Source organism: Paraburkholderia sp. Tr-20389, from assembly GCF_017104565.1.
Taxonomy (GTDB): domain Bacteria; phylum Pseudomonadota; class Gammaproteobacteria; order Burkholderiales; family Burkholderiaceae; genus Paraburkholderia.
Genome location: NZ_JAAGPD010000006.1, coordinates 45,244 through 67,240, shown reverse-complemented (window position 1 = coordinate 67,240; position 21,997 = coordinate 45,244). Strand labels below are relative to the sequence as shown.

The 21,997-nt window shown below is 63.9% G+C and carries 26 protein-coding genes; 13 read left to right on the top strand and 13 right to left on the bottom strand.

All coding sequences use genetic code 11. The features are described 5' to 3' along the window. Nucleotides 1-89 precede the first annotated feature (89 nt). The 8 genes from G3N95_RS09300 (at nt 90) to G3N95_RS09265 (ending at nt 7,572) form a co-directional block, all read left to right on the top strand. Nucleotides 90-1,172, top strand: a complete 1,083-nt coding sequence (locus tag G3N95_RS09300; protein WP_205969700.1) for an ABC transporter ATP-binding protein — start codon at nt 90-92, stop codon at nt 1,170-1,172. Nucleotides 1,173-1,241: 69 nt separating this feature from the next. Next, nucleotides 1,242-1,952 carry an HAD-IA family hydrolase gene (locus G3N95_RS09295; RefSeq protein WP_205969699.1) on the top strand — a complete coding sequence of 237 codons (711 nt, stop codon included), beginning with the start codon at nt 1,242-1,244 and terminating at the stop codon, nt 1,950-1,952. 2 nt (nt 1,953-1,954) lie between these two features. Then, the gene (locus G3N95_RS09290; RefSeq protein WP_205969698.1) at nt 1,955-3,283 is read left to right on the top strand and encodes an FAD-binding oxidoreductase; all 1,329 of its coding nucleotides are present in this window, start codon (nt 1,955-1,957) and stop codon (nt 3,281-3,283) included. Then, nucleotides 3,280-4,191 (top strand): ABC transporter permease, encoded by a 912-nt coding sequence (locus G3N95_RS09285; protein ID WP_205969697.1) that lies wholly within the window; start codon nt 3,280-3,282, stop codon nt 4,189-4,191. The genes G3N95_RS09290 and G3N95_RS09285 overlap by 4 nt, the downstream gene beginning before the upstream one ends. Continuing rightward, nucleotides 4,188-4,985 (top strand): ABC transporter permease, encoded by a 798-nt coding sequence (locus tag G3N95_RS09280; RefSeq protein ID WP_205969696.1) that lies wholly within the window; start codon nt 4,188-4,190, stop codon nt 4,983-4,985. Before G3N95_RS09285 ends, G3N95_RS09280 begins: the two co-directional genes overlap by 4 nt. 20 nt (nt 4,986-5,005) lie before the next feature. Further along, on the top strand, nt 5,006-6,433 hold the full coding sequence (locus G3N95_RS09275; RefSeq protein WP_205969695.1) for an aldehyde dehydrogenase family protein: 1,428 nt from the start codon (nt 5,006-5,008) through the stop codon (nt 6,431-6,433). 99 nt (nt 6,434-6,532) lie between these two features. Next, nucleotides 6,533-7,000 (top strand): helix-turn-helix domain-containing protein, encoded by a 468-nt coding sequence (locus G3N95_RS09270; protein ID WP_205969694.1) that lies wholly within the window; start codon nt 6,533-6,535, stop codon nt 6,998-7,000. Beyond that, nucleotides 6,997-7,572 carry a PIN domain-containing protein gene (locus tag G3N95_RS09265; protein ID WP_205969693.1) on the top strand — a complete coding sequence of 192 codons (576 nt, stop codon included), beginning with the start codon at nt 6,997-6,999 and terminating at the stop codon, nt 7,570-7,572. The genes G3N95_RS09270 and G3N95_RS09265 overlap by 4 nt, the downstream gene beginning before the upstream one ends. Here the strand turns inward: G3N95_RS09265 and G3N95_RS09260 are convergent. From G3N95_RS09260 to G3N95_RS09235, 6 genes are all read right to left on the bottom strand, one after another. Further along, nucleotides 7,469-9,235, bottom strand: a complete 1,767-nt coding sequence (locus tag G3N95_RS09260; protein ID WP_346778367.1) for a GMC family oxidoreductase N-terminal domain-containing protein — start codon at nt 9,233-9,235, stop codon at nt 7,469-7,471. The two genes, G3N95_RS09265 and G3N95_RS09260, sit on opposite strands and share 104 nt — an antisense overlap. Before the next feature lie 99 nt (nt 9,236-9,334). Beyond that, nucleotides 9,335-10,345 carry an ABC transporter substrate-binding protein gene (locus G3N95_RS09255; RefSeq protein ID WP_205969692.1) on the bottom strand — a complete coding sequence of 337 codons (1,011 nt, stop codon included), beginning with the start codon at nt 10,343-10,345 and terminating at the stop codon, nt 9,335-9,337. 261 nt (nt 10,346-10,606) lie between these two features. Next, nucleotides 10,607-10,951, bottom strand: a complete 345-nt coding sequence (locus G3N95_RS09250; RefSeq protein WP_205969691.1) for a cupin domain-containing protein — start codon at nt 10,949-10,951, stop codon at nt 10,607-10,609. A gap of 40 nt (nt 10,952-10,991) precedes the next feature. Then, a complete protein-coding gene (locus G3N95_RS09245; RefSeq protein WP_205969690.1) occupies nt 10,992-11,969 on the bottom strand; it encodes a M14 family metallopeptidase in 978 nt (325 codons plus the stop codon). Continuing rightward, complete coding sequence (locus tag G3N95_RS09240) at nt 11,966-13,438, bottom strand: NAD-dependent succinate-semialdehyde dehydrogenase (RefSeq protein ID WP_205969689.1); 1,473 nt, start codon at nt 13,436-13,438, stop codon at nt 11,966-11,968. The genes G3N95_RS09245 and G3N95_RS09240 overlap by 4 nt, the downstream gene beginning before the upstream one ends. Nucleotides 13,439-13,471: 33 nt before the next feature. Further along, on the bottom strand, nt 13,472-14,551 hold the full coding sequence (locus G3N95_RS09235; protein ID WP_205969688.1) for a tartrate dehydrogenase: 1,080 nt from the start codon (nt 14,549-14,551) through the stop codon (nt 13,472-13,474). Between the two features lie 130 nt (nt 14,552-14,681). Between G3N95_RS09235 and G3N95_RS09230 the strand changes: the two genes are divergently transcribed. Beyond that, the gene (locus G3N95_RS09230; protein WP_205969687.1) at nt 14,682-15,599 is read left to right on the top strand and encodes a LysR substrate-binding domain-containing protein; all 918 of its coding nucleotides are present in this window, start codon (nt 14,682-14,684) and stop codon (nt 15,597-15,599) included. On the opposite strand, the gene G3N95_RS09225 is transcribed toward G3N95_RS09230, so the two are convergent. From G3N95_RS09225 to G3N95_RS09210, 4 genes are all read right to left on the bottom strand, one after another. Then, a complete protein-coding gene (locus G3N95_RS09225) occupies nt 15,593-16,090 on the bottom strand; it encodes a winged helix-turn-helix transcriptional regulator (RefSeq protein WP_205969686.1) in 498 nt (165 codons plus the stop codon). The two genes, G3N95_RS09230 and G3N95_RS09225, sit on opposite strands and share 7 nt — an antisense overlap. Nucleotides 16,091-16,134: 44 nt before the next feature. Then, nucleotides 16,135-17,544, bottom strand: coding sequence for an aspartate aminotransferase family protein (locus tag G3N95_RS09220; RefSeq protein ID WP_205969685.1), 1,410 nt, complete (start codon nt 17,542-17,544; stop codon nt 16,135-16,137). A gap of 163 nt (nt 17,545-17,707) precedes the next feature. Next, complete coding sequence (locus G3N95_RS09215; protein WP_205969684.1) at nt 17,708-18,634, bottom strand: glyoxylate/hydroxypyruvate reductase A; 927 nt, start codon at nt 18,632-18,634, stop codon at nt 17,708-17,710. Nucleotides 18,635-18,637: 3 nt separating this feature from the next. Continuing rightward, on the bottom strand, nt 18,638-19,522 hold the full coding sequence (locus G3N95_RS09210) for a GNAT family N-acetyltransferase (RefSeq protein ID WP_205969683.1): 885 nt from the start codon (nt 19,520-19,522) through the stop codon (nt 18,638-18,640). A gap of 235 nt (nt 19,523-19,757) precedes the next feature. Between G3N95_RS09210 and G3N95_RS09205 the strand changes: the two genes are divergently transcribed. After that, nucleotides 19,758-19,922 (top strand): hypothetical protein, encoded by a 165-nt coding sequence (locus tag G3N95_RS09205; protein WP_205969682.1) that lies wholly within the window; start codon nt 19,758-19,760, stop codon nt 19,920-19,922. Between the two features lie 55 nt (nt 19,923-19,977). Continuing rightward, complete coding sequence (locus tag G3N95_RS09200; protein ID WP_205969681.1) at nt 19,978-20,463, top strand: universal stress protein; 486 nt, start codon at nt 19,978-19,980, stop codon at nt 20,461-20,463. A 39-nt stretch (nt 20,464-20,502) separates the two neighbouring features. Here the strand turns inward: G3N95_RS09200 and G3N95_RS09195 are convergent, their stop codons facing one another. From G3N95_RS09195 to G3N95_RS09185, 3 genes are read right to left on the bottom strand one after another with little or no spacing between them, the layout of a single operon-like run. Continuing rightward, nucleotides 20,503-20,805, bottom strand: coding sequence for a hypothetical protein (locus tag G3N95_RS09195; RefSeq protein WP_205969680.1), 303 nt, complete (start codon nt 20,803-20,805; stop codon nt 20,503-20,505). A 10-nt stretch (nt 20,806-20,815) separates the two neighbouring features. After that, a complete protein-coding gene (locus tag G3N95_RS09190; protein ID WP_205969679.1) occupies nt 20,816-21,025 on the bottom strand; it encodes a hypothetical protein in 210 nt (69 codons plus the stop codon). Between the two features lie 57 nt (nt 21,026-21,082). After that, on the bottom strand, nt 21,083-21,331 hold the full coding sequence (locus tag G3N95_RS09185; protein WP_205969678.1) for a hypothetical protein: 249 nt from the start codon (nt 21,329-21,331) through the stop codon (nt 21,083-21,085). Nucleotides 21,332-21,402: 71 nt separating this feature from the next. On the opposite strand from G3N95_RS09185, the gene G3N95_RS40855 reads away from it, so the two are divergent. Beyond that, nucleotides 21,403-21,534, top strand: a complete 132-nt coding sequence (locus G3N95_RS40855) for a hypothetical protein (RefSeq protein ID WP_277398001.1) — start codon at nt 21,403-21,405, stop codon at nt 21,532-21,534. A 107-nt stretch (nt 21,535-21,641) separates the two neighbouring features. Continuing rightward, nucleotides 21,642-21,971, top strand: coding sequence for a hypothetical protein (locus tag G3N95_RS09180; RefSeq protein WP_205969677.1), 330 nt, complete (start codon nt 21,642-21,644; stop codon nt 21,969-21,971). The last annotated feature ends 26 nt before the right edge of the window (nt 21,972-21,997 follow it).

Sequence of the window (21,997 nt, the reverse complement as noted above, 5' to 3'; positions counted from 1 at the left end):
ATGCCCGATCCAACAATTTGGGAATTGCCGTCAAAAAGATCGAGCCGTATATTTTTCTCAACACACCCCTTTCCAGCGAGAGACACGCAATGGACGCACGAGCGAAAACGGGAGTATCGATCCGGTCGGCAACGAAGCGTTATGGTCCGGTGGTCGCGCTGGACGACGTATCGCTCGATATCGCGCCGGGTGAATTCGTGTCGCTGCTCGGGCCTTCCGGGTCGGGCAAGACGACGCTGCTCGGCATACTCGGCGGCTTCGTGCAGCCTACCTCCGGCACGGTCTGGGTCGGCGAGCGCGACATTACATTTGCGCCGCCGCACAAGCGCAACATCGGCATCGTGTTCCAGAACTATGCGCTGTTCCCGCACATGACAGTCGGCGAGAACGTCGCGTTTCCGTTGCGCGCGCGCCGCGAGCCGAAAGCGGGCTGGGCGAAGAAGGTCGCCGATGCGCTCGCGATGGTCGAACTGGGCGGCTACGAGTCGCGCAACATCAGCCAGCTGTCGGGCGGCCAGCGTCAGCGTGTGGCGCTCGCACGCGCCATGGTGTTCGAGCCGCAACTGATCCTGATGGACGAGCCGCTTTCGGCGCTCGACAAGCAGCTGCGCGAAACCATGCAGATCGAATTGCGCCGCCTGCATCGCAAGCTCGGCGCGACCATCGTCAACGTCACGCACGATCAACGCGAAGCGCTGACCATGAGCGATCGCGTCGCAGTGCTGAAGGACGGCAAGCTCGTGCAGATCGACACGCCCGAGCGTCTCTATGACCGCCCTTGCGACGCATTCGTCGCGAGCTTCATCGGCGAAGCCACCCTGCTCGACGTGAGCCGCGCCGGCGACGACGCCGTGCGTCTCGGCGATGCCGTGCTGCGCAGCGCGCATCCGTTGCCGCGCGGCGAACGGTTGCTGCTCGCGGTGCAGACGGAAAAGCTTGTGATCGACGGCGCGAACGGACAGGACGGCACGCATACGAATCGTCTGTCGTGCCGCGTCACCGAAGTGCTGTATCAGGGCGAGAGTCTGCGTGTGTTCGCCGCGCTCGCCGACGGCACGGCCATCAGTCTTCGACAGCCCGGCAGCCATGAAGCGCGCCGGCGCATTCCATCGCCGGGCGCGCAGATGACGGTCGCGCTCGACCCTCAGGACACGATCGTCGTGGCCGCCTGATTTCACTCACCGCCTGTGCACGGGCATGCCTTCTTACGCGATTCACGCAAACTGCAAAGGGATGATGCAATGAAGCTCACCGATTTCAAGGTTCTGACGTTCGATGTCGTCGGCACGCTGATCAACTTCGAGAAGGGCGTGCTCGCGTCCGTGCGGCGACTGGGCGGCGCGAAAGCGAAAGACCTGACCGACGAACAGATCTTCGAGCCGTACATGGACGGCCGCGCGAAATATCCGGGCCGCTCGAGCCATGAGATGGCGAACGTGTATCTGCATCTCGCGAAAGAACTCGGCCTGCCCGACGACGCGCAATCGGCTGCCGCATTCCAGCGCGACGTGCTGGAATGGCCCGCGTTCGAAGATTCCGTCGCGGCGTTGAAGCGCCTGCGCAAGCACTATCGTCTCGTCGCGATGACGAATGCGGACCGCGTCGCGTTGTCGGCGTATGCACACACGCTCGGCGATCCGTTCGACGATACCGTCTGCTGCGACGAAACGGGTGTCGCGAAACCCGATCCGCAATTCTTTGCGTACAACCGCGGCCGTCAGGCGGCCTTCGGTTTCAAGTTCAGCGAGATCCTGCATACGGCGCAAAGCCAGTATCACGACATCGGCATCGCGACGAAGCTCGGCTACTCGACTTGCTGGATCGAGCGGCGCCAGGGCCTGAAGGGTTTCGGCGCGACACCGGTGCCCGAAGCCGTGACCGAGCCGACCTTCAGGTTCGCGACGCTCGCCGCGCTCGCGGATGCGGTCGAAGCCGAAGCGCGCGCCGCCTGATCATGCTCGCACCGACACCGCACCGGCCACAGCCCGACTCGCTCTGGCGCGCGATGGCAGCACGCTCGCCCGTCGCGCATGCGCCCGTCAGCATGGGCTCGCCGCTCGCGCGCGATCTGATCGTCGACGTGGCGATCATCGGCGCGGGTTACTCGGGCCTCGCGGCGGCGTATGCGCTGCAAAAGCGCGGCGTCGACTGCGCGGTGTTCGATGCGAACCCGATCGGCTGGGGCGCGAGCGGGCGCAATGGCGGTGTGGTGTCGTCGAAATTCCGCTTGTCGTTTCCATCGATCGCGAGTACCTACGACCTCGATACCGCCAGGCGCATGCACCGGCTTGCGCATGATGGCGTGCGCGTCGTCGAGCAGCTTGTCGACGAATTCACGCTGGAGCGCGCGCGTTTCGAGCATACGGGCAGCCTGCGTTGCGCGCATACGGAGCGCGCGTTCGCGTCGATTCGGGCGGAAGCGGACTGGGTGCGTACCCAGCTAGGCGATACGTCGATGACCGTTCAATCGCGCGAAGAGATCACGCACGAGACGGGCTCGAACGGTTTTGTCGGCGGCGTGTTGAGCGCCGATGCGGGCACGATCCTGCCGCTTGAATACGTGGTCGGCATTGCGCGCGGCTTGACGGCGCGCGGCGTGCCCATTTACGAATCGACGCCCATCGTCGACATGATGCGGATACAGGAAGGCGTGCTGCTGCGCACGCCCGGCGGCAGCGTGCGTGCGAAGCAGGTGATCGTCGCGACCAATGCGTACTCCAATCTCACCGATGCGACCGCACAGTATCAGCGCGAACTCGTGCCGTTCCGCAGCGCGATGATAGCGACGGAAAGACTGTCGCCGGAACTCGACGCGAAGCTGATGGTCAACCGCCGGAGCTACACGGAAACGCGCCGCATGATGAAGTGGTTTCGCAAGGTGGACGGACGCATGCTGTTCGGCGGGCGCGATGCGTTCGGCAAGGAAGGTCAGGACACGGGATTCGCCGCGTTGCAGCGCGCGATGGTATCGCTCTTTCCCGATCTTGCGGGCGTCGCTGTGGAGTATCGCTGGTCGGGCTATGTGGGCATGACGTTCAATGCGTTGCCGCATGTCGGGCGCAGCGACGCTGTCACGACCTTCTGTCTCGGGTATAACGGTGCAGGTGTCGCGATGGCGAGCCTGATCGGTCAGCATGCCGCGGCGCTCGCGCTCGGCGAGAAGCCCGAGCTTGCATTGCTGGCGCAGGAAGGCTTGCGGCCTGTGCCGTTTCATTCGCTGCGCGCGCCGGGTGTCCGGCTCGTCGCTGCGTGGTATCAGTTTCTCGACGCCGTGGGTGCATGATGACGACAGTCAAACACGCTTTCCAGGATCAGACTGTGATGCAGACCGCTACGATCGATCCGTCGGTTCGCCACCAGCAGCGCGAAGATCGCGCGATGCTGCTGCTGATGGCGCCCGCGCTGCTCGTCGTGGTGGTGCTGCTGGTGTTGCCGCTTGCGTGGCTCTCGTGGCAGTCGATCTATCACGACGGCGCGTTCACGCTCGTCAACTACCGGCGCATTTTCACGGGCACGTATCTCGACACGTTCCTGATGACGTTCAAGCTGAGCATCATCGTGACGGGCGTTACATTGCTGCTGGGGTATCCCGTTGCGTATTTCGCGGCCTCCGTGCCGCCGAAGTGGAGCGCGCTGATACTCGGTATGGTCATTCTGCCGTTCTGGACCAGCGTGCTCGTGCGTACCTATGCGTGGCTCGTGCTGCTGCAGCGTACGGGGCTCGTGAACAAGGCCTTGCTGTCGATGGGGCTGATCGACAGGCCGTTGCAGCTTTCGTATAACCAGTTCGGCACGATCGTCGCGATGGTGCACATCCTGTTGCCGTTCATGGTGCTGCCGCTGTACTCCGCGATGCAGAAGATCCCGGCCAATCTGTCGCAGGCGGGCGCGAGCCTGGGCGGTTCGCCGCTGCATGTGTTCTGGCGCGTGTTCCTGCCGCTGTCGATGAGCGGCGTCGTGGCGGGCGTCACGCTCGTGTTCGTGCTGTGCCTCGGTTTCTACATCACGCCTGAACTGATGGGCGGCGGCAAGTCGATCATGGTGTCGATGGTCGTGAGCCGCAACGTCGAGATCTACAACAGCTGGGGCGCGGCGAGTGCGGTGAGCGTCGTGCTGCTGGTCTGCGTGTTCGCAATCTTCTATGCCGCGAGCCGCGTGATTCCCCTCGAAAAGACCTTGGGCGCGAAATGAACAAGATCTCATTCGGAAGGCTGACGCTCGGTGCGGGCGTCGTGCTGATCCTCGTATTCCTGATGTTGCCCGTGGTGATCGTCGTGCCGCTGTCGTTCTCGGACACACGCTTCATGACGTTCCCGCCGCCCGCGTATTCGCTGCGCTGGTATCACTCGTTCTTCGATAACCCCGCGTGGATCGACGCGGCGCGCGTGACGCTGACGGCGTCCGTGTGCGCCGCATTGATCGCGACGCCGCTCGGCATCGCGGCGGCCTACGGCATCCAGCACGGCTCGCACTGGTCGATGAAATATCTCCGCACGCTGCTGATGCTGCCGCTGATGGTGCCCATCATCATCGTTGCCGTCGGCGTGTTCTTCGTGTTCACGCAGGCTGGCTACGTGAACACGCTGGGCGGGTTGATCGTCGCGGATACGATGCTCGGGCTGCCGTATGTGCTGATCTCGGTCGGCGCGGATTTGCGGACTTTCGATCGCACGCAGGAGATGGTCGCGCGCAGCCTCGGCATGAATCGCTTTCGCAGCTTCATGACGGTGACGCTGCCGCAGATCAAGGCGAGTGTCATTTCGGGCGCGGTGTTCGTGTTCATTCAGGCGCTGGATGAAACGGTCGTCGCGCTGTTCATTTCGGGCGGCTCGAACCAGACGTTGACGCGACGCATGTTCGTCACGCTGCGCGACGAGATCGATCCGACCATCGCGGCGATCAGCACGATGCTGACGGCACTGACCTTGTGCCTCGTGATGATCGTCGTCGTGAGCCGCCGGTCGTCGTCGACGGCGCGGGCCTGATTTCTTTCTACGGAAACGGCATGTCCCATTCCCTGAAGTTCTATATCGACGGCGCGTGGGTCGAGCCGTCCGGCACGGCGCGTCTGCCCGTCGTCGATCCCTGCACGGAAGCGCCGTTCGCCGAAGTGGCGCTAGGCGACGCGCAAGATGTCGAACGCGCGGTTGCGGCGGCGAAGCGCGCGTTCGTTTCGTTCTCGCGTACGCAGCCCGAAGAGCGCGTGACACTCGTACGGCGCATTCTCGATGCGTATCTCGAACGCTATGACGAGATGGCCGCGACGATCATGCGCGAAATCGGCGCGCCTGCGAAGCTCTCGCACGCGTGGCAAGCGGGGCTCGGCAAGCGGCATCTGGAAGAGGTGCTGCGTACGTGCGAGACGTTCGAATGGCAGCGCAAGAAGGGCACGACGCTGATCAATCACGAGCCTGTGGGCGTCGTCGCGTTGATTACGCCGTGGAACTGGCCGATCAATCAGATCGTCTGCAAGGTCGCGCCGGCGATTGCCGCGGGCTGCACGATGGTGCTCAAGCCCAGCGAGGTGTCGCCGCTCAATGCCGTGCTGTTCGCGGAGATCATCGATGCCGCCGGCGTGCCTGCGGGCGTGTTCAATCTGGTGAACGGCGACGGGCCGACCGTGGGTGCCGCGCTGTGCAGTCATCCCGATGTCGATATGGTGTCGTTCACGGGTTCGACGCGTGCCGGTATCGACATTGCGAAGCTTGCCGCGCCGACGGTGAAGCGCGTGCATCAGGAACTGGGCGGCAAATCGGCGAACATTCTGCTCGACGATGTCGATCTCGAAGCGGCAGTGACGGCTGGCGTCAATTCGTGTTTCGGCAATAGCGGTCAGTCGTGCAACGCGCCGACGCGGATGCTCGTGCCTGCGGCGCGGCATGACGAAGCGGTGGAGATCGCGCGGCGCGCAGCCGAGGCGCATCGCGTCGGCGCTGCTGATGCGGCTGATACGACGATGGGGCCTGTGGTCAGCGAAGTGCAATACGGGCGCGTGCAGCGGCTGATCGGCATCGGCATCGACGAAGGCGCGCAACTGGTGACGGGCGGTCTCGGACGTCCCGATGGCTTGACGCGCGGCTACTTCGTGAAGCCGACGGTGTTCGCCAACGTGGATCCTTCGATGACGATCGCGCGCGAGGAAATCTTCGGCCCTGTGCTCGCGATCATGCCGTATCGCGATGAGGAAGACGCCATCGCGATCGCCAACGATACGCCGTTCGGGTTGGCGGCGTACGTGCAATCGGCGGATGTCGCGCGTGCACGGCAGGTCGCGTTCAGGATGCGCGCGGGCAGCGTGTATCTGAACTATCCGGCGTGGGATGCGGGGTCGCCGTTTGGCGGGTACAAGCAGTCGGGGAATGGGCGCGAGTACGGGGAGTGGGGGCTGGAGGCGTTTCTGGAGGTGAAGGGGATTGTGGGATTTGGGGGCTGAGGCAACGTAACGCGCGAGCGGGGCGTTTCGTTTATTGCGATTTTCGTTTATTTCGAATAGACTGATGGCTTCGCTGCCGTTGTAGCTTCGGAGCTAGCCATGCCGCACACCAATATGTCTGGAATGACCTTGCCGGTCGAGCGTGAGGTAGAAGCGGCTGTCCAGGGGCAACGGGCTCTGGCCGCCTATCTCGCGACCAGGTTCGAGACCCAGCGCATCCAGATCTTCGATGAGAAGAATCGGGCGCATCAGGTGGAACTGCCAACGTCGGCGTTGCGTTTGCTGGTCGATATACTCGCGGAACTCGCCGACGGAAACGCCGTTCGGGTCGTGCCCGTCCACGCTGAATTGACCACGCAGGAAGCGGCTGATCTGCTCAATGTATCGCGTCCTCATCTGGTCAAGCTGCTCGAAGAGAACGCGCTGCCGTATCACAAGACGGGCAAGCATCGGCGCGTGCGATTCGCCGATCTGATGCGGTTCAAGGCAGAACGCGATCAAGCCAGCGAACAGGCCATGGAGTCCCTCGCCGAGCAAGCCCAGAAGCTGGGAATGGGCTACGAATGAGGTGTTCGGCGTTCACAGTGGTCTACGACGCGTGCGTGCTCTATCCCGCGCCATTGCGCGATTTCCTGATGTGGCTGGGACTCACCGGCCAGTTCAGGGCGCGATGGAGCGCGCAGATCCACGAGGAATGGAAGCGCAACCTCTTGTTGAATCGCCCTGATCTGACGGCCGAGCAACTGGATCGCACGTCGGATCTCATGAATCAGGCTATTCCCGATGCTCTGGTCAGTGGGTATGAAGATCTGATCGCCGGATTGTCTCTGCCTGATGCAAACGATCGCCACGTACTTGCAGCCGCAATCCGCTGCAACGCGAGCGTGATCGTCACATTCAACGAACGGGACTTCCCGAATGAGCGTCTTGCCGGCTTCGGTGTCGAAGCTCAGCATCCCGATGAGTTCGTCGAGAATCTGTTCGATCTCGATCCTGCCGCCGTGGTGTCGGCTGCGCAACGTCAGAGACGCACGCTCAAGCACCCACCCGTCGATGTCGATCGATATCTCGAGATTCTGTTGAAGCAGGGCATGGTGCAGACCTGCAAATCGCTTGCGATGTACCGTTCGATTCTTTGATCAAATCCGCCACCCGCTCCGCCACCATGATCGTCGGCACATTCGTATTCGCGCACGGAATGGACGGCATCAGCGACGCATCGCACACATGCAGTCCTTCCACGCCATAGACCGCGCCATCGGCATTCGTCACAGCCAGCGGGTCGCCGGCGGCACCCATGCGGCACGTCCCCGACGGATGCCACGTTCCGCCCACCGACCGCGTGACGAACTCGGTCATCGCCCGATCGTCGGCGAGCAGTGCTTCAATCGAAACCCCCTGCGTCACCACGCGCCGGATCACTGACGCGCGCAACGGCCCGGCCACATCGAGCAACGCGCTCAACGTGCCACGCTGAAGCGCATTCCAGACGCCCGGCACGGCGACGGCCGCGACGCGCGGCGAGTAGCTCGACGGAAAGATCACATCCCGATGACGCGCCATCGAAGGCGCCCCCAGCGTCTGCGCGCCGAAGCGCAACGCGAGCTTCAGGCGTTCGAGATCGCGCGGATCCGAGAGCATTGCAAAGTCGACCTGCGGCTCGTCGAAAGGATTCGTCGACGTCAGCTTCAGATGCCCGCGCGAATACGACTTGTTGACCCAGAAGAAAATCGTCCCGAGCCGATAGCCGACGGAATGCCAGCCCGAGCGCGACAGAATCGCGCCGTGCATGTCGCCGGGGACCGTATCGGGTAGGCCCGAAGAAAAGCGCACGATGGCCTGCTCATGATGTTCGTCGGGAAACGGCGTGCGCGTCGCGCGCGGCAAGAATGCCGATACTGCAATCGACGGATGTTCCATCAGATTGCGCCCCACACCCGCACGATTCGCACGCACCTCGATACCGAGCGCCGCGAGATCGCTGGCCGGGCCGATGCCGCTTCTGAGCAGCAGTGCAGGGCTGTGAATCGCACCCGCGCTGACGATCACGCGCGCCGCGTGCACGTCTTCATGTGTGCCGTCCGGGCGCAACACGCGTGCGCCCGTCGCGCGCTGCCCGTCGAACAGAATGCGATCGACGACGAAGTCCGTGCGTATCGACAGATTCTTTCTCGCACGCACCTGATCGTCGAGATAGCAGACGGAAGTGGGAATGCGTTCGCCGGCTTCGCTCATCGCGATAGCGCCAATGAAAGTGCCGTCTTCCCACGGGCCGTTCTGATCCTCATGCTGTGCATGCCCGCGCTGTTGCAGCGTTTCGAGCACCGCCTTCACGAACGGCGAGATGCGCGGCCATGCGTTGCGCTGAATACGCAGCGGACCACTCGCACCGTGCAGTTCGCCGCCGAAGTCGCAATCCGTTTCGAGCTTGCGAAAGTAGGGCAGGCACGCCTGCCAGTTCCAGCCGCGCGCACCGAGCATGTCCCACTCGTCGTAATCGGCGGGCGCGCCGCGATTGGCCATCAATGCATTGATAGCCGAACCGCCGCCCAGCAGCTTCGCCTGTTCATAGCGGCGCAGCGCGGCAGGCGCGCTCATGCGCGCCTTCAACAGTTGCCAGATGTTGTTCGTGTCGAGATATGCGCGGCCCGGATAGCGGCTGCGAATCGCATCGGGCATGGTCGTCTGCGACATATCGCGGCCCGCTTCGATCAGGCAAACGCTCTTGCTCGTGTCTTCGGAAAGGCGCGCGGCCAGCACGCAGCCTGCAGAGCCGCCACCGAGAATCAGATAATCGATCACGTCGAATGTTGTGAGGCGCAGCGCATCAGCCGATGCAATGAAAAACGCCCGCGATGAACGAGGTTCCTGCGGGCGCATGGAGGAAAGGCGCGATGGCCCTTACTGCATGAACTTCAGCCAGCGTGCCTTGGCCTGAATGCCGGCATCGGACGCCCACCATTCTTCCGACATCAGCGCCTGCTTCGACGCGTTCTCCGGCGAACTCGGCAATTCGCTTGCGCGCTTGGCGGTGATCTTGCCCGTCTTGAACGCCGCAGGATTGCCGGGGCCGTAGTCGATATACAGCGGCAGATTGGCCTGCAATTCCGGCGACAAGGCGGCGTTCACGAACTTGATCGCGTCGGGCAGATTCGGTGCGTTCTTTAGTACGCACAATTGCGTGTTCTGCAGAATGCCGTCGTTGAACGTGAAGTCGACATCGGGATCGTCCTTCTTCACGGCGCTCGCTCGGCCGTTCCAGATCATCGTCATATCCACTTCGCCGTCGTGCAGCAGTTGCGCCGACTGTCCACCCGAAGTCCACCACACGGTGATGTCCGGCTTGATCTGTTGCAGCTTCTTGAACGCGCGGTCGACGTCGAGCGGATAGAGCTTGTCGCGCGGCACGCCGTCGGCGAGCAACGCGGCTTCGAGCACCGTTTGCGGATCGTTGCGAAGCGCGCGCGTGCCGGGGAAGTTCTTCACGTCCCAGAAGTCCTTCCAGCTTTGCGGCACTTTCTTGAGCGTCTTCTTGTTGTAACCGATGACGGTCGAATAGAACTCGTACGCGACGGAATAGGGCGTGCGGTATTTGTCCGGCACGGACGCGGCATTCGGGATCTTCGAGAAGTCCAGCTTTTCCAGCAGACCCTCGCGGCCGCCGCGCAGACAGTTCGAGGTCGGCGTATCGACCACGTCCCAGATCGGCTTGCCCGTGGCGCCTTGTGCCTTGATCTGCGGCCACGCGTCAGGGATGCTGTCCTGGTTGATCGTGATGCCGAGCTCCTTGGCAGCGGGATCGAGGATCGCCTTGGTCTGGGCTTCCTGATACGTGCCGCCTTGCGACACGAACGTGATTCTTCCCGCAGCGAGTGCGGGCGCCATGCCCGCGATGCTCAACGCGAGAGTCATGGCTAATGGGCGCAAACCCGGGCGCAACTTTGGTATGTTGATCACGAATTTTCCTCGACACGGTTGAAGCGAAAGACATCTTCCAGGTCGTGCTGTCGTGCTTCCGGCTTGCCGATGGAAGCAGAACAGCGCGGGATTGATTGAAAATATAGAGAGTCAATATGCGGGGAGCAACGCCGGAATTGTTGGAGTCCCCATGACGTAGCGTTATGTCAGACGCTTGCGGATCACGTCACCAGGGCTCGCACCGATCGCACGGCATCAGAAGATCACGTAGACCTTGCGCATCGTCTCGTCGACTTCCCATGTGCCTTCCGTATGGGCTTCGAAGAACAGCGTGTCGCCGCCTGCGAAGTGAATGGCGTCTTCGCCGTCGGGCGTGAAGCGGCCCCGGCCGCTGAGGAAGTGCATCACTTCGGCCTGTTTGACCGAGCGGCGATAGGTGCCGGGCGTGCATTCGAAGATGCCTGTATCGATCGCCTCGCTACCCCGTATGACTTTCTGCACGCCCGATACCCTGATCTCCTGCGTGCCCGGAAGACCGGCCGTGCCCCAGTCTTCCAGCCCTTGCAATCCGATGCTTTGTTTGATCTGCTGGACTTTCATCTCGTGTTTTCGCTGACGATGGTTGGAATGACGACAAACGCTATTTCGCTCTCGCAATACGCCGCTCGATCCTGCCGAGCCGCACGACGGTCACGCCCGCGCGCAACTGTCTGAGCGACGGCATCACGAGCATGCAGTCGGGATAAGGCGTGCGCACGGCTTCGCCTTCCGACCAGCCGATCACGCTGCCCGCATCGGGAAACACTTCGAGCCCCGTGTAGTTATCGGCGAAGCGGAAGTCGAGGCTCTTCGCGACGACGGGCTCAGTCACACGCACGATCAGCATTTCATCAGGCAGCGGCATGATCCAGCCGAGAGGCAAATCCGCTTCATCGACGACACCCGACAACAGCAGAAAGCGCGCCGTCACATCGCGCGCAACGGCCTCGGCGCTTGCTTCCCAATGCTGTCCGCATTCGATCAGCAGCGCATTCTTCGCGCTGTGCGGATCGCCAAAGCCTTCGTAGTCGCGCATGCGGCGGCCTTCGGGATGGCCTTCGTCGCAGATCACGGTGGCAGGCGTGCCGAGCTTTGCCGCCAGCTCGATGCCTTTCTCAAGCGGCCCGGCGACGATCAACGGCTTGCTCTTCTCATGCATCGAGTGCAGGTCGAGCAGCAGATCGACGCTATCGATCACGGGCCGCATCGCGCGTGCGCGGCGCAGTTCGCTCGAATCGAGCTCGGTGTTGTCGAGCGTCTGTGCCGTCCACACGCGATTGAAGTCCTGGTCGACGAAGCGCGCCGCATCCGGCTTCGACGGATCGAAGCGCGCATACGCATCGACGTTTGCGAACGCGAGCGTCAGCTTGCCGCGCCTCGGACGCAGTTTCGCGCGCAGCAATGCATCGACGACGATCGCGCCACACACTTCGTTGCCGTGCGTGAGCGCGTTGATCATTACGTGCGGACCGGCGACGCCTGAATCGAAGGTATGCACGTACGCAATGCCCGTGTCGCTGCGTTCATGCGCGGCGATGTCGGGGAAGGAGACTTCGATCGGATACGCGTGCGTGCTCATTCGAGTCCGCCCTGGCAGAGATACTTGATAGACAGGTAGTCGTCGAGGCCGTACTTCGAGCCTTCGCGCCCATAGCCCGATTCCTTCACGCCGCCGAAGGGCGCTGCTTCGCTCGCGAGCGCGCCTTCGTTGATGCCGACGATGCCCGCTTCGAGTTGCCGCGCGACGCGGTCGATGCGGCGCACATCCTGGCTATAGAAGTACGACGCGAGGCCGAACGGCGTGTCGTTGGCGGCGTGGATGGCTTGCGCTTCGTCGTCGAAGCGGAACAGCGGCACGACCGGGCCGAAGGTTTCTTCGCAGCTCAACTGCATCTCGGGCGTCGCATCGGCGAGCACGGTCGGCGCGTAGTAAGTCGGGCCGAGTTCAGGCAAGCGCTTGCCGCCCGTCAGCACACGCGCGCCGCGGCTCACGGCGTCGTCGACGTGACGCGCGATCTTGTCGATCGCACGCGCATTGATCATCGGACCGATCTGCGCGGCGGGATCGGTCGCGGGCGCGACCTTGAGCGCGGCGACGCGTGTCGTCAGCAGGTCGGCGAAACGCTCGTACACGCCCGATTGCACGTACACGCGATTCGGGCACACGCAGGTCTGCCCGCCGTTGCGGAATTTCGCGGCGAGCAGGCCCGTGACGGCGGCGTCGACATCGGCGTCGTCGAACACGATGAAGGGCGCATTGCCGCCCAGTTCCAGCGACAGCTTCTTCAACGTGCCCGCCGATTCGCGCGCCAGATACTTGCCGACGGGCGTCGACCCCGTGAACGTGATCTTGCGCACGCGGCTGTCGGCGAGCCAGTCGGCGACGGCGGGCACCGCGTTGTCGCGCGAAGCCGAAATCAGGTTCAGCACGCCCGCCGGCACGCCTGCTTCATGCGCGAGCATCACGAGTGCGAGCGCGGTGAGCGGCGTGTCCTCGGCGGGCTTGCCGACGACCGTGCAGCCCGCCGCGAGCGCGGGCGCGATCTTGCGCGCGATCATCGCGAGCGGAAAATTCCACGGCGTGATTGCCGCGACGATGCCGATGGGTTCCTTGATCGCGCTCATGCGTTTGCCGCGCTGCTGCTGCGGAATGATGTCGCCGTAGATGCGCGTCGCTTCGTCCGCGAACCACGCGACATAGGACGCGCCGTACATCACTTCGCCGCGTCCTTCAGCGAACGGCTTGCCCTGTTCGAGCGAGATCAGTCGACCGAGCGCGTCGGCGTTTTCGACCATCAGCGCATGCCAGCGATGCAGCACGGCAGCGCGGTCCTTCGGCAGCGTATCGCGCCATGCGGGAAACGCACGTGCGGCGGCATCGGTGGCGGCGCGGGCGTCGGCGGCGTGACTGTCGGCGACCTGCGCGATCACCTTGCCCGTCGCCGGATCGGTGACGTCGAAGCGTTTGCCTCCCGCCGACACCACCCACTTTCCATCGATGAAATTGTCGCTGCGGATCAATTCATTCAACTCGTATCGCTTTGTCATCGAAACACTCCTATGCGTATCAGGCGGCATGCATCACGCGAGCCGGTGCGCAATCGCGGCGCCCACTTCAGCGGTGTTGGCCTTGCCGCCCAGATCGCCCGTATGCGGGCCTTCCTTGAGCACGGCTTCGATCGCGGCGAGGATCGCATCGTGCGCTTCGCGCTCCTTGCCCTGACCGTTGCCGAGGAAATCGAGCATCATCGCCGCCGACCAGATCATCGCGACGGGATTGGCGATGCCCTTGCCCGCGATATCGGGCGCCGAGCCGTGCACGGGTTCGAACAGCGACGGGAACGCGCGGTCCGGATTCATATTGGCCGACGGCGCAATGCCGATCGTGCCCGTGCAGGCGGGACCGAGGTCCGAGAGAATGTCGCCGAACAGGTTGGTCGCGACCACCACGTCGAAGCGATCCGGATTCAACACGAAGCGTGCACAAAGAATGTCGATGTGCTGCTTGTCCCACTTCACGTCGGAATAGTGCGCAGCCATTTCGGCGGCACGCGCGTCCCACCACGGCATGCTGATCGAGATGCCGTTGCTCTTGGTCGCCACCGTGATCTTCTTCGCGCGGCGTTGCGCGAGATCGAATGCGAACTTCAGCACGCGCTCGGAACCCTTGCGCGTGAAGATGGACTGCTGCATCACGAACTCGCGCTCGGTGCCTTCGAACATCGTGCCGCCCACCGACGAGTATTCGCCTTCCGTGTTCTCGCGCACGATCATGAAGTCGATATCGCCTGCCTTGCGGCCCGCGAGCGGCGACGGCACGCCTTCGAACAGACGCGCGGGGCGCAGGTTGATGTACTGGTCGAACTCGCGGCGGAACTTGAGCAGCGAGCCCCACAGCGAGATGTGATCGGGCACGGTGTCGGGCCAGCCGACGGCACCGAATAGAATGGCGTCGACATCGGCGAGTTGCGCTTTCCAGTCGTCGGGCATCATCTGGCCATGCTGCGCGTAGTAGTCGCAGCTCGCCCACTCGATATGCCGATAGTCGAACCCGATGCCATAGCGCTTGCTGACGGCGTCGAGTGCGCGCAGCGCTTCGGGCATCACTTCCTTGCCGATGCCGTCGCCGGGAATCACTGCGATGCGATAGTTGCGGGTCATATGCGTCTCCTCGTCGGGAAAGTGTCGGAATTGAGTCGGGAATGTTCGGCATCCACTGCCATAACGGCTAGTCTATTCCTGAATAACCGTCATAAAATCGCGCTTTCGGTTAAGCCACTATGCACGAACTGTGAATAAATCGCCGAACCTCGACGACCTGCGCGTGTTCTGCACCGTCGCCCGCCAGGCCAGTTTCAGCGCGGCGGCGGATGCGCTGTCGGTGTCCGCCGCGTATGTGAGCAAGCGCGTGGCCATGCTCGAAGCCGATCTCGGCACGCGGCTCTTTCACCGGTCCACGCGCCGCGTCGCGATCACGGACGCGGGCGAGCGCGTGTACGCGTGGGCCGAAAAGATTCTCGACGACGTCGACCGACTCGTCGAAGACGTGTCGACCACGCGGCGCGTGCCGCGCGGCACGTTGCGCGTGTCGAGCAGTTTCGGTTTCGGCCGGCACGTCGTGGCGCCCGCACTCGCGCGGCTCACCGAGCGCTATCCGCAACTGAGCGTGCGGCTCGACTTGTTCGATCGCATCGTCGACGTCGCGGGGGAAGGCTTCGACCTCGACATTCGCATTGGCGACGAGATCGCCCCGCATCTGATCGCGAAACGCCTCGCATCGAACCATCGCGTGCTGTGCGCGGCGCCTGCCTATCTGAAGCGGCACGGTACGCCGCGTCAACTGGCGGATCTCGGCGCGCATCAATGCCTCGCGATCAAGGAGCGCGATCATCCGTCCGGCATCTGGCGTCTGACGGAGCGCGGCGAAACCGTGTCCGTGAAGGTGACCGGGCCGCTCTCGACCAATCATGGCGAAGTGGCCGTGCAATGGGCGCTGGCGGGGCGCGGCATCGTGCTTCGTTCGATGTGGGACGTGCGCGGGCTGCTGGACAGCGGCGCGCTGGTGCAGGTGCTGCCGGGCGTCACGCAGCCCGCGAACGTGTGGGCGGTGTATCCGGCGCGGCTCGCTTCGTCGGCGAAGGTGCGTGTGTGCGTCGACTTTCTGGCAGACGAGTTCGGCCGTCTGGCCGAACCCGGCGCGCCTCAGTGATGGTTCTGCGAGAAGAGCGTTTCGAGCGGGTAATGCGTCTTGATGAACGGCGTCTTGATGATCACGTAGCTGAAGTATTTCTCGATGCCGATATCGCGCTCCAGCAGCCCTTCGATGATGCTCTGATAGTGGCTGACGCTGCGCGTGACGAACTTCAGCAGATAGTCGTACCCGCCGCTCGCCAGATGGCATTCGACGATCTCGTCGACATCCTTGATCGCGTTGACGAACTTGATGAAGTCTTCGCGGCGATGGTCGGCGAGCGTGACCTCGGTGAACACGATCTGCACGTCGCCGAGCTTCTCCAGCTGGATCTGCGCGCCGTACCCGACGATGTAGCCCGCCTTCTCCAGCCGCTTCACGCGGATCAGGCAGGGACTGGGCGATAGCCCGACTGCGTCGGCCAATTCGACGTTCGTGATACGCCCTCGCTTCTGCAGTTGCGAGAGGATGCGCAGATCGATTCGGTCCAGCTTGCAGTCGGTGCTCATCGTGAGTCGGTCGGTCCCGCATGTCGAAGGGTCGGTCGATGTTATCACGCAGCCGCGCGGCGTTTAAATTCGTTCGAACCCTTCAATGCGGCACGCACATCGGCTTGTGCGAGTACGTCGTCGAGCGTTTTTTCGAGGCGCTCGAACAGCATGTCGAACTCGCTTTCCGTGTAGCACAGCGCCGGCGCGAAGCCGAGGATGTTGTCGCCGAATGCGCGGAACACGAGGCCGTTCGCATAGGCGGATGCGGCGATGCGATCGGGCAGCTTGAGCGACGCGTCGAAGCCCTGTTTGCTGCTCTTGTCCGACACGAGTTCGAGCGCGCCCAGCAGCCCGCGATGCCGCGAGTCGCCGACGAGGGGATGCGCAAGCAGCGCGTCGAGCCCCTGCGCGAAGCGCGGCGCACGGGCGATGCCGTTCGCCAGCAGCCCGCCTTCGTGATACAGACGCATCACTTCGAGTCCGATCGCCGCGCTCACAGGATGCGCGGAATACGTGTGCCCGTGGCCGATCGCCGCCGTGACGTCGCCGCCGTCGGCGATGCCCTGATAGACGGCATCCGACATCAGCACCGCCCCCATCGGCGCATAGCCCGCCGTCAGGCCCTTGGCGACCGTCATGAGGTCCGGCTCGACGCCTTCGGCTTCGCACGCGAACAGCGGTCCCGTCCGGCCGAAGCCTGTAATGACTTCGTCGGCGACGAACAGGATGTCGAGCTTGCGGCACGCGTCGCGCATCGCTTTCAGCCAGCCGACAGGCGGCACGATCACGCCGCCCGAGCCCTGGATCGGCTCGCAGAAGAACGCGGCGACGTTGTCCGCGCCGAGCGCTTCGACCTTCGCTTCGAGCGCGGCGACGGAGGCTGCGATCAGCGCGGCGTCGTCGGCGAAATCGTTACGGTACGCATACGGCGACGGGATGTGATGCTGCGTCGGCAGCGGCACGTCGAAGTGGCGATGGAACGCGGGCAGCGCGGTGAGCCCCGCGCCGATCGACGACGAGCCGTGATACCCGCGTTGCAGCGCGACGATGTGCTTCTTCGACGGGCGGCCCGTTGCGTTGTAGTAGTGCGTGATGAAGCGCAGGGCGGAGTCGACGGCATCCGAGCCGCCCAGCGTGAAGTACACATGCTGCAGCGACGCGGGCGACAGTTCGACGAGCTTCGCGGCCAGTTCGATCGCCGGCTCCGAACCGAAGTGGAAATAGCCCGTCGCGTAAGGCAGGCGGGCCATCTGCTTCGTGGCCGCGTCGACGATGCTCTGATGGCCGTAGCCGGTGTTCACGCACCAGAGGCCGGAGAAGGCGTCGAGCAGTTCGTTGCCGTCGATATCGCGCAGGAACACGCCCTGCGCGGAGTCCAGCACGGTGACGCCGCGCGCTTCATGCGCGCGATAGCTGACGACGGGGTGGATCAGATGTTTGCGGTCGGCTTCGATGAGCGATGGGTTCGGCATGGTGCGGTTCTCTTCTCGGAATGGGCTGCGGACCGTTCCATACTACTGAGAGAGCCTGATAGGCCGATGCGCCAATTAAATCGCGGAAAAGCGCAAATGCGGCTTTTTGCGGGGCGCGCGCAGCATTTTGTGCTGTGCGCGGTTCGAGGCGTCGCGAACGCGTCTAGTAGCCGCGCTTGCGGTCGATCTCGCCCAGCATCGGCAGGCCGTCGCGATGACGGCGAATGTTGTCCAGCACGACATCGACGGCCGTCTCCGGGCGCGTCGCGCTCGCGATATGCGGCGTGATCCGCACGCGCGGATGTGTCCAGAACGGATGCGACTCCGGCAGCGGCTCGGGATCGGTCACGTCGAGTATCGCGTTCTGCAATTGGCCGCTGTCGAGCGCATCGAGCAGATCCTGCTGGTTCACCTGCGGACCGCGACCGACGTTGATGAACGACGCGCCCTTCGGCAGCTTGCCGAACAACTGCCTGTCGAGCAGGCCGCGAGTTGCATCGGTGAGCGGCAGCAGGCAGACGAGGATATCGGTGCGGGCCAGAAAGGCATCGAGCGCGTCCACGCCCGCATGGCATTCGACGCCTTCGATGCTATGCGCCGAACGGCTCCAGCCCGCGCACGGAAAGCCGAACAGGCGCAGCCGTTCGAGGACGGCCGTGCCGAGCATGCCCAGCCCCAGCACGCCGACGCGCCGCGTGGCCGCCGCGCGCACGGGCAGCTCGCGCCAGACGCGCTGGCGCTGCTGGAGCGCGTAGTCGAACAGATCGCGATGAATGGTGAGGACAGCCTGCGTCACATACTCGACCATGCCTTCGACGATACCCGGCTCGATCATCCGTACGACGGCGATATGCGGCGGCACACGCGACAGATCGAACTGGTCGATGCCCGCGCCCACCGAAAAGATCACTTCGAGATTCGGCAGCGTGCGCGCCGGGTCGTCGGGTGGCTGCCACGCGGCGAGATAGCGGACGGACGCCGCGTCGCCGATGTCGGGCCACAGGCGAAAGGGAATCTCCGGCGCGTTGTGCGCGAAGCGTTGTGCCCATTGCTTGCCGCGTTCCGGGTCGGCCTTGTAGAGGAGCGTCATGTTCTAACCGAGAGCCTGGTTGACGATGGCGAACTGCGTGACGGAAGGGTCGCTGGCAGGCGCGCCGTTGCGCGACATCTTGACGACCGTGTCGACGCGTTTGAGGCCCAGTTCTTCGAGCCATTGCATGAGGCCGCTGTCGCCGGGCGTGTCGATGCGGGTGAACGCGCCGGCGTTTGCCGCGAGGCAATGCGCGATCAGCGCCTGCGCATGGCGCGTCGAATCCTCGCCGGTGTTCCCGGCGACGACGGGGCCGATCGCATGTCCGCGCCCGAAGGGCCGCAGCAACGCGAATCCGGCGATTTCGCCGTTGCGTACCAGGGCGACGCCTTGTGCAATGCCGAGCAGCGCGGGCAGCAGCGCGCTGCGGTCGAGGCCGCTCGCGCGCGATGCGAGATCGATCAGGCGCGGCGTGTCGGCGGCTTGCAGCGCACGCAGTCGTTCGCCTTGCGCCAGTTCGATCTGCGGCACGCGAAAGTCGACGGCCTGATGCTGGTGGATCGTCCCGATCGCATTGAAGCCGAGCTTCTCGTAGAGCGGCTGGCCGGCGGGCGTCGCGTGCAGCACGGTGGTCCGTGCGCCGAGCGCTTCGAGCAGACGTTCCATCAGTTCGCGCCCGATGCCTCGCCCTTGCTGGTCGGGCGACACGATCACCATGCCGAGCGACGCGCCGTCTGCGCCGTACTTCCAGCACAGCGCCGTGCCGGCTACCCGGTCTTCGCTCTCCGCAACGAAGCCGCTGCCGACGCCGGCGACGAAGCGCCAGTCGTCCGCGCGATGCGGCCAGCTGACCTGCAGCGACAGCGCGTGCGCAGCGGCGATGTCGTCGGCGGTGAAGGGGCGGAAGGTGACGGGGGCGGGCTTCGGAACAGGTTGGGGCGCGGACACGAACGGCTCCTCTGGCTGGATACGCCCGTCACTGTGTCATGCCGCACGCCTGGCGGCTAGGACGATCCTGTTATGCGGCGCTGATGCGTGCCTTTTCATGCTGGCCGAATCGTCATTCGCGAGCCGTTTTGCGCGCCGCCGCAAAGCCTGCGGACCAGGCCTTCCCGCGAGAAACAACCCGCCGCGATGCGGTCTATCATGGTAAGGACAGCATTTGTCAGCGCAGGAGCCCAACATGCCCTCCGATCCGCCCGCCAAGCCGGCGGGGAAACCTCTCGACCCCGCACGCACCTCATCCGGCAAGCCGCCGGCCAAACCCGCGAAAGACGACCTTCCCGACGCCGCCGCGGCCGAGCCCGTCCCGCACGAGCATCTTCCGAGCCGAAGCGACGACAACTGATCCGCGCGCCGTTCCTTCGTAGCTCGTTCCGGTTCGAACCGGAAGGGAGCGAATCATGAAAAACATACTCGTAGGCTATGACGGATCGCCGTCCGCGCGTCACGCGGTGACCTTCGCCGTCGATCTCGCGAAGCGCTTCGATGCACGCCTGCATGTGCTCGTCGTTGCGCGCGCGCCGGACTGGGGCGCGATCGAGCTGGAAAGAAAGGAAATGGTCGACTACGAGCTGCGTCACGCGAACGAAGTGCTCGACGACGTCAAGGCCAAGCTCGCGTCGTCGAACGAATACCCCGACTTCGATCTCGTGATCGGCCAGCCGGCGAAGGAGATCGTGCTCTATGCCGAGCAGCACGACATCGATCATCTCGTCGTGGGCCATCGCGGCCATACGCCGTTCGACCGCTGGCTGATCGGCTCGGTGGCGCGTCAGGTGCTCGCCTATGCGCCGTGCGCCGTGACCATCGTGCGCGATCCCTCGACGATGAAGAAGCGTCACGCGAAGTCGGGGCAGCACGCCGCCGACGAAATGCCGCTCGTCTGAAGCCTGCCTGGACGAGCGCTTGCGCAGCCCCGGCGAGGGTCAAGCGCCGGTGTGTGCCGTATCGCGTCCGAACTCGCAGGGCGCGGGCCGCGTGCTGAAGCGCGGCTCTTCGATCCATGCCGCGAGCCAGTCGTGAAACTGACCCCAGTCGTCGGCGAGGTCGAGTTCGTGTGCGCCCGATGTGGCGCAGGAGTCGTGGTCTGCCTCGTCGCCGATCCACGCATAGACCACGCGCGAGCCGTTCCACCACCCGATCATTCCGTCCGTCAGTTCGGCGATTGTGGCGGTCGGCATCGCGCGTAACATCTGCGACAAACGCGAATCGAATGCTTCGAACTTCATGTGCGGCCCCTCAATGCACGGTGCCGAAGAACGCGATCGCGCCTTCGACGGGTGTCAGTCCGGCCTTGAAGTAGCCTTCGAGCCGGTCGGCGATCGCTTCGTCGAGCGTGAAGGGCGGACGAACGAAGCCCACCTTGAACGCGTGGTCGTACCAGTCGCTGATCCATGCGCGCAAGTCGATGACGTATTGCGGCAGTGCGTTCGTAGCATCGTCAATCATGTGCGTCTCCCGTCTGATGCTGTGCTTCCTTCGCGAGCCCGATGTCTCGCGGACGAGTCAGGCCGCGATGCGGCACAGGCCCATCTCGGGACGGCGCCGGTCCGGCGGAAACACATGCCACGTGCCGTCGGCGTGGCGAAAGAAGAACAGCGAAAACGACCCCGTCGGCCGTTCGAACTGGATGCAGACCCGGCAGGTGCCACCTGTTCGCGAACGCTCCAGCAGACGCACGCGTGCCTTGTCGCCGCGCGTCGAGCCCACCAGTTTCTCGACCTGAAAGCGAAGTGATGTGTTGCCCGCCGTCATGCGTATCCCCTCGATGCCCGATGAACCGATGCTAGGGGCAACGCCATTCGCATCCAATCGGCGGCGGCGGAATGTGCATTCAGGAAGTGCTGATTTCAAGCGTCAGGATTTCCCTGGTCGAAAGCGCGCCTTTCTATGACTTACAAGGGTTTTTACGCACCGGCGGCGGGTTTGGCGCGCTGACGGCGTTCAGGATTTCCTGACACGGGAATCAGGATGTCGCACGCGGATTTTCCAGCCTGCGCTGACTGCGACAGAAAAACGGCTCGCGGATGATGAGTCATCGAAACGCCTTACCGGGTTCCGCGTCATGATTGCCTATCCGTCCGAACGTGAGAACGTTGTAGAGCAGGTTGGTTCGCTCTGTTTGCGGCTCTTCGATACATGGTGCGAAACGCGCAGCGTCACCGCGCTTGCGTACCTGATGCATTGCTGGCCGCTGATCGACAGCACGCCTGCCGCGTTGCGGCGTCTGGGCGAAACGATGCGCGACCTGCAACGCTATCACGGCGATCAGCTCGACGACGAAGCCTTTCACGCGCTGTGCGAAATGGCCGCGCTGATCGACGAGCTGCTCGGGCGGCCGGCGCGCACGGTCAGGCTGACGGTGCCGGGCGAAGTGCCGGAAACGATGGAGTAAAGATCGGACGTTTGAAACCCAGTGTG